This is a genomic window from Amycolatopsis sp. NPDC005003 (assembly GCF_053600695.1).
In genome coordinates, this window is record NZ_JBSGAI010000040.1 from 98,839 (window position 1) to 105,007 (window position 6,169).

Sequence of the window (6,169 nt, forward strand, 5' to 3'; positions counted from 1 at the left end):
GCGCCGTGCCCGAACCCCCCGTCGCCACCGCGCGGTACGAGGCGTACAGCCACGAGGCGATGGCCGCCGAGGTCGAGCGCGGCAACGACCCGGTCGCCGCCGGCGAAGCGGGCGCGCGCTGGGACGGGCTGGCGAAACGGCTGCAGGAGTCCACCGCCGACGTCGCCGCGCTGGTCGCCTCCTCGGACGAACACTGGCGGGGCCAGGCCGGGGACGCGGCGCGCGCGGCGCTGGGCCGGGCCGCGCAGTGGCTCGCGCACTCGGCCGCCGTCTCGGCGTCGGTCGGCCGGGCGGTCGGCGCGCAGGCCGAGGTGGCCGCGCGGGCCCGGGCCGACATGCCGCCGCCGGTGACCTACGACCCGGCGTCGATGATCCGCGACGCGGCGTCCAGCGGGAACGTGCTCGTCCTGGCCGGGCTGGCCGGGGAGATGGCGGCGCGGCGCGCCGAGGCGGAGGCCGCGCGGCAGAAGGCGATCGACGTCCTCCGGACGCGGGACACCGCGCTGCGCGGCCACGTGCCCGCCGAGACGTTCCCCGCCCCGCCGGCGCTGGGGCGGGCTTGATCCGGGTTTCGGCGTCGGCGTTCGACATCCTCTGGACCGACCTCGGCCACGACCGGCCGCCCGAACCGCTGAGCGTCCGCAGCGTCGGCGTGACCGACGCCGAGCGCGCCGAGGTGCGGAAGGCCGTCTACGACAACCTGGCCTCGCGGGGTCTCTACGACGGGTCCCGGCTGGAGCCGGCACTGGCCGCGCGGCTGGAGCTGCTCGCGGAGGGGGACGTGTTCGTCGCGTGCGAGGCGCTGGCGGACATGACGTCGGCGACGCCGTTCCGCGCGGTGACCGCGGCCCGCGGCCGCCGCGGCGTCCTGGCGACCCAGCCCGAGCAGACGATCGGTCTGGATTCGATCCACGAGGGCGAGCTCGGCTCGGCGATCGTCGACGTGCTGCCGGAGCTGTCGGCCGGGCCCGGCTACGGCATCAGCCTCCCGGCTTCGACGCTCGCTTCGGACGTCGGGTCGGGGACGGCGTCGGCGCAGCTCGAGGAGGTCCGGGCGATCCAGGCGCGGCCGGTGTACGCGGCGGGGCAGTTCAGCGTGCGCCGCCGGTCGGCGTCCGGGCGGGTGGCGCGGGTGGGTGGCCTGACGTGGTTCGACACCGACGTCGGGGCCTACTGCGCGACGAAGACCCCGGGCCGGGGTGGGGCGGAGTGGGTGACGGTCAGCCCGGTCGACAGCACCCGCCTCGCGGCCCGCGTCACCGCCCTCCTCACCCCCGAAGACTGAGCCCGGAGGGGCATCACCCGTGTCCGGAAGGGCATCACGTGTGATCGGGGAGGCATCACGCGTGATCGGGAGGTCGGCTCGCGTGATTCGGGGGCCGACACGGCTGGTCGGGTAATGCCCCGCTGATCACGCATGATGCCCCGCTGATCACGGGTGATGCCTCGCTGATCACGGGTGATGCCTCCTCCGTCACGGGTGATGCCTCGCTGGTCACGCGAGGTACCCCACGGGGGCCCACCCGGGTTCCCCACCTTGACCCACCGGTGTCCCCACTCGGCCCCACTGGGCGGGTGGTGGGTTCTTTCGCGGCCGTTATGCGGACGCATGGGGAACAGCTGAGGTTGCTCCGGCCCCCGGTGCGGGGGATCTTGGCCACCGTCCCCCACCACGGCCCCCACCGGCCCCCACCTTGCTGACCTGCGCAAACGGAACACACGACGGAGTGGTCCGTGCTTTTGTCGCGTTGACTGTGGTGAAAAGTGGGGTACGGTGGTGGCCAGTGGGGCGGAAGGGAGGCCCCGTGGCCGTCCGAGGTGGTTCGCCGCCGGAGACGGTAGGGAGGTGGAGGCCGTGTTCCTCGGCACCCACACCCCGAAGCTGGACGACAAAGGGCGGCTCGCGCTGCCCGCGAAGTTCCGTGACGCCTTGGCGGGTGGGCTGATGCTTACCAAGGGGCAGGACCACTGCCTCTTCGTCTTCCCCCGCGCCGAGTTCGAGCAGATGGCGCGCAAGGTCGCCGAGGCCCCGTTCACGAACGAGGCGGTTCGGGCCTACCAGCGCTACCTGTTCGCCGGCACGGACGAGCAACGTCCTGACGGCCAGGGGCGCATCACCATCGCGCCCGAGCTCCGCCGCTACGCGGGGCTCAGCAAGGAGTGCGTGGTGATCGGGGCGATCACCAGGCTGGAGATCTGGGACGCCCAAGCGTGGCAGGCGTACCTGGAGGAGCACGAAGACAGCTACGCGAAGGCTCGAGAGGAAGTACTGCCGGGCGTCTTCTAGGCGTGCGGTCGCGGTGCACCTTCGTCGTCGGGGGACGAGAGGTTCGCCGCCCGCGCGACGGGGAGAAGCCCACCCGGATGCCGTGAGGCCTCTGTCCGCTCAATGGCCCTGGTGCACCTTCCCCGGTACCAGGTCAGCAGCGGGCGGACAGGGACCTGACGGCATCCGCCATATTTCCCCCGGGCCGATCAGGCAAGAGAGGGGGAGGGAACGATGACGGCACCCGAGCACGTCCCGGTGCTGCTCGACCGGATAGTCGAGCTGTTCGCTCCCGTGTTCGCCGACCGCGACGGCGTCCTCGTGGACGCCACGGTCGGCCTCGGCGGGCATTCCGACGCCCTCCTGGAGACCTTCCCGCGGCTGCGGCTCGTCGCGCTGGACCGCGACCCCGCCGCGCTCGAGAAGTCCGCGGAACGGCTGGCCCGCCACGGCGACCGCGTCGACTTCGTGCACACCGTGTACGACGGGCTCCCGGAAGCCCTCGAAGGGCTGAAGATCGCCAAGGCCGACGGCATCCTGTTCGACCTCGGCGTCTCGTCGATGCAGCTGGACCGCGCCGAGCGGGGGTTCGCCTACGCCAAGGATTCGCCGCTCGACATGCGGATGGACCCGACGACCGGGTTCACGGCCGCCGACGTGCTCAACACCTACGCGCCCGGCGAGCTCGTCCGCATCCTGCGGGACTACGGCGAGGAACGGTTCGCGCAGCGGATCGTCAAGAGCATCGTCAAAGCCCGCGAACAGGAACCGTTCACCAACAGCGGGCGGCTGGTCGAACTGCTCTACGACGCCGTCCCCGCCGCCACCCGCCGCACCGGCGGGCACCCGGCCAAGCGCACGTTCCAGGCGCTGCGGATCGAGGTCAACGGCGAGCTGGAGGTCCTCCGCCGCGCCATGCCGGCGGCGCTGGGCGCGCTCGCCGTGGGGGGCCGGATCGTCGTCGAGTCGTACCAGTCCCTGGAGGACCGGCTGGTCAAGCAAGCCCTGGCCGAACTCGCGAAGTCCCGCACCCCGGAGGGGCTCCCGGTGGAGCTGCCGGGACACGGACCGGAGCTGAAGCTCCTGACGCGCGGCGCCGAGAAGGCCGGCGAAGAGGAGATCGAACGGAACCCGCGCGCCGCCTCGGTGCGGCTGCGGGCCGCAGAGAGGATCGGAGAGCCGCGATGACCGCTCCCGCGAAGTCCCGCCGCCGGGCCGCGTCGGCGACGCGGGGCCGCACCGAGGCCGCCCGCACCTCGACGACCGTCGAGCCGGACCAGCAGCCGACGCAGGCCCCGCCCCGGCGCGGGTCGCGCGGCCGCACGTCCGCGGCCGAGCGCGCCTACGCCCGCCGCGCCCAGCGCGCCGACCTGCTGAAGGAGCGCGAGGCGCGCCCGGAGCCGAAGGCCCGGCCCGCCGAGCAGGCCGAGAAGCCGAAGTTCGAGCTGAAGGCGCTGCTGCCGAAGTCGCGCGCGTCGTTCGTGCTGATGATGATGGCGCTGCTGGCCGCCGGCGTGGCGACCACGCTGTGGCTGACCACGCAGGCGATCGCCGACTCCTACCGGCTCGAGCAGCTGCGCACCACCAACGCGAACCTGGCCGAGCAGAAGGAGCAGCTGCAGCGCGACGTCGCCAAGGCCGAGTCGCCGGCTTCGCTGGCCCCCTCCGCCCAGCAGCTGGGCATGGTGCCGGGCGGTGACCCGGCGCGGATCGTCGTCGGCCCGGACGGGAAGACCTCGCTCGTCGGCGAGCCCAAGAAGGCGAAGGCGGACACCCCGGTGGTGCCGGCCGCGCCGCCCGCCGCGCCCGCCGCGGGCACGCAGTCGCAGCAGGGCGCGCCGATCGAGGGCGACCAGCCGGCCGTGCCCGCCGAAGAGCAGCCCCCGGCCCAGCCGGGAGGCGGCCAGTGATGGCTTCCGGCCGCGGTCAGGCCCGGGCCCGCGCCGCGGGCAGCGCGCGGCGGACGTACGCCGCCGGCACCCGCAGCGCGGCCGCGCGACGGGGGAACGGCGGGCACCGCAGCCGGTTCTCCGCCGTGCGCCTGCTGCTGGTCGCCGTGCTGATCGTCGCGGGCGTGAAACTGGTGCAGGTGCAGTGGTTCGACGCCGCGGCGCTCTCCGCCGCGGCCGAGCGGCAGCGCACCCAGACCATCGACATCCCCGCCCAGCGCGGGTCCATTGTGGACCGCAACGGCGCGAAGCTGGCGTTCAGCGTCGAGGTGCGGACGCTGTCGGTGAACCTCAAGGCACTGCGCAAGAGCATGAGCGACTTCGCCGCGAAGAACCCCGGCACGCAGAAGACGTTCGACAGCGAGACCGCCGCGGCCGCGAAGTACATCGCGGGCAAGCTGCCGAACCTGATCAACGAGCAGCAGCTGCTCGACCTGTTCCACAAGCAGGCCTCCTTCACCTACCTGGTGAACAACGTCGAGCCGTCCGTCGCCGCCGACATCGTCAAGCACTTCGCGTGGATCGGCGTCGAAAAGCGCGCGCTGCGGGAGTACCCGGGCGGCAGCCTGGCGGCGAACATCGTGGGCGCCGCGAACTGGCGGTCCGACGACCCGGACGTCTCGAAGCACAACCTGCACGGCCTCGTCGGGCTCGAGCTGCTGCGCGACAACGACCTGGCGGGGACGCCGGGCCGGATGATGGTCAACACGAAGAACGGCAGCGACAACGTCGTCATCCCGGGCACCGAGCGCGACCTGCAGGCCGCCGTCCCGGGCTCGGACCTCGAGCTGACCATCGACTCCGACCTGCAGTACGAGGTGCAGCGGCAGCTGGCGGACTACGTCCAGCAGTCGCACGCCAAGGGCGGGCAAGCGGTCGTGATGGACGCCAAGACCGGCGAGGTCTACGCGCTGGCCAACAACACGACGTTCGACCCCAACGACCAGAGCACCTGGACCACCGACGACATGGCCAACCCGGCGGTCACCACGCCGTTCGAACCCGGGTCGGTCAACAAGATCGTCACCGCGACCGGGGCGATCGACTACGGCATCGCGACGCCGGAGTCGACGCTGCAGGTGCCCGGGGCGCTGCAGATCGCCGACAAGACCGTGCACGACGCCTGGAACCACGGCACCCAGACGTTCACCACCACCGGCGTGTTCGCGAAGTCGTCCAACATCGGCACCCTGCTGCTGGCGCAGAAGATCGGCGAGGAGCGCTACACCGAGCTGCTCAAGAAGTTCGGCCTCGGCCAGCGCACCGGCGTCGGCCTGCCCGGTGAGAGCGCCGGTGTGGTGCCCGCGCGCAGCCAGTGGTCGGCGACCACCTTCGGCAACCTGCCGATCGGGCAGGGCCTGTTGATGACCGTCCTGCAGATGGCGGGGATGTACCAGGCGATCGCGAACGACGGCCTGCGCGTCGAACCCCGGATCGTCAAGGCCAAGGTGAACCCGGACGGCACGACCGTGCCCGAGCCGGCGCCGAAGACGGTCCAGGTGGTCAGCCCGCAGACCGCCAAGACGGTGCGCGACATGATGCGCGCGGTCGCCCAGAACGGCAAGGGCCTGCAGAAGGGCACCGCGCCGACGGCGGCGGTCGAGGGCTACCAGATCTCCGGGAAAACGGGCACCGGCCAGCAGGTCGACCCGCGGACGAAGGCCTACAGCGACCACCTGTACAACATCACCTTCGCCGGCATCCTGCCCGCCGACCACCCGCGGTTCGTCGTCGGGATCCGGCTGGACGCGCCGGACACGACGCTGCCGGTCGGGCACTCCGCCGCGCCGCTGTTCCACACCATCGCGTCGTACGTGACGCAGCGGTACCAGATCCCGTTGTCCGACGGCCCCTCGCCGGAGGTCCCGCTCATCATCGCCCCGTAGCCAGACACAGTAGGTGGTCGCCTGGTCGTGAGTGGTAATTCGGGTTAGAACCCGAATTACCACTCACG

6 protein-coding genes are annotated in these 6,169 nt (G+C 72.3%); all 6 read left to right on the forward strand.

What is annotated here, in order from left to right; translation table 11 throughout:
* The first annotated feature begins 5 nt into the window (after window positions 1-5).
* Complete coding sequence (locus ACWED2_RS36260; RefSeq protein WP_449695031.1) at window positions 6-563, forward strand: PPE domain-containing protein; 558 nt, start codon at window positions 6-8, stop codon at window positions 561-563.
* Window positions 560-1,285 carry an ESX secretion-associated protein EspG gene (locus tag ACWED2_RS36265; RefSeq protein ID WP_449695032.1) on the forward strand — a complete coding sequence of 242 codons (726 nt, stop codon included), beginning with the start codon at window positions 560-562 and terminating at the stop codon, window positions 1,283-1,285. The genes ACWED2_RS36260 and ACWED2_RS36265 overlap by 4 nt, the downstream gene beginning before the upstream one ends.
* 570 nt (window positions 1,286-1,855) lie before the next feature.
* Entirely contained in the window at window positions 1,856-2,287 is a 432-nt protein-coding gene (mraZ, locus tag ACWED2_RS36270; RefSeq protein WP_093947669.1) for a division/cell wall cluster transcriptional repressor MraZ, read from the forward strand.
* A 213-nt stretch (window positions 2,288-2,500) separates the two neighbouring features.
* On the forward strand, window positions 2,501-3,454 hold the full coding sequence (gene rsmH / locus ACWED2_RS36275; protein WP_449695033.1) for a 16S rRNA (cytosine(1402)-N(4))-methyltransferase RsmH: 954 nt from the start codon (window positions 2,501-2,503) through the stop codon (window positions 3,452-3,454).
* Window positions 3,451-4,176, forward strand: a complete 726-nt coding sequence (locus tag ACWED2_RS36280) for a hypothetical protein (protein WP_449695034.1) — start codon at window positions 3,451-3,453, stop codon at window positions 4,174-4,176. Before rsmH ends, ACWED2_RS36280 begins: the two co-directional genes overlap by 4 nt.
* Window positions 4,176-6,101 carry a peptidoglycan D,D-transpeptidase FtsI family protein gene (locus tag ACWED2_RS36285; protein ID WP_449695035.1) on the forward strand — a complete coding sequence of 642 codons (1,926 nt, stop codon included), beginning with the start codon at window positions 4,176-4,178 and terminating at the stop codon, window positions 6,099-6,101. Before ACWED2_RS36280 ends, ACWED2_RS36285 begins: the two co-directional genes overlap by 1 nt.
* The last annotated feature ends 68 nt before the right edge of the window (window positions 6,102-6,169 follow it).

Coding starts and splice junctions, on each gene's coding strand:
- ACWED2_RS36285 (WP_449695035.1), top strand. CDS start 4,176: ATGGCTTCCGGCCGCGGTCAGGCCCGGGCCCGCGCCGCGGGCAGCGCG.
- rsmH (WP_449695033.1), top strand. CDS start 2,501: ATGACGGCACCCGAGCACGTCCCGGTGCTGCTCGACCGGATAGTCGAG.
- ACWED2_RS36280 (WP_449695034.1), top strand. CDS start 3,451: ATGACCGCTCCCGCGAAGTCCCGCCGCCGGGCCGCGTCGGCGACGCGG.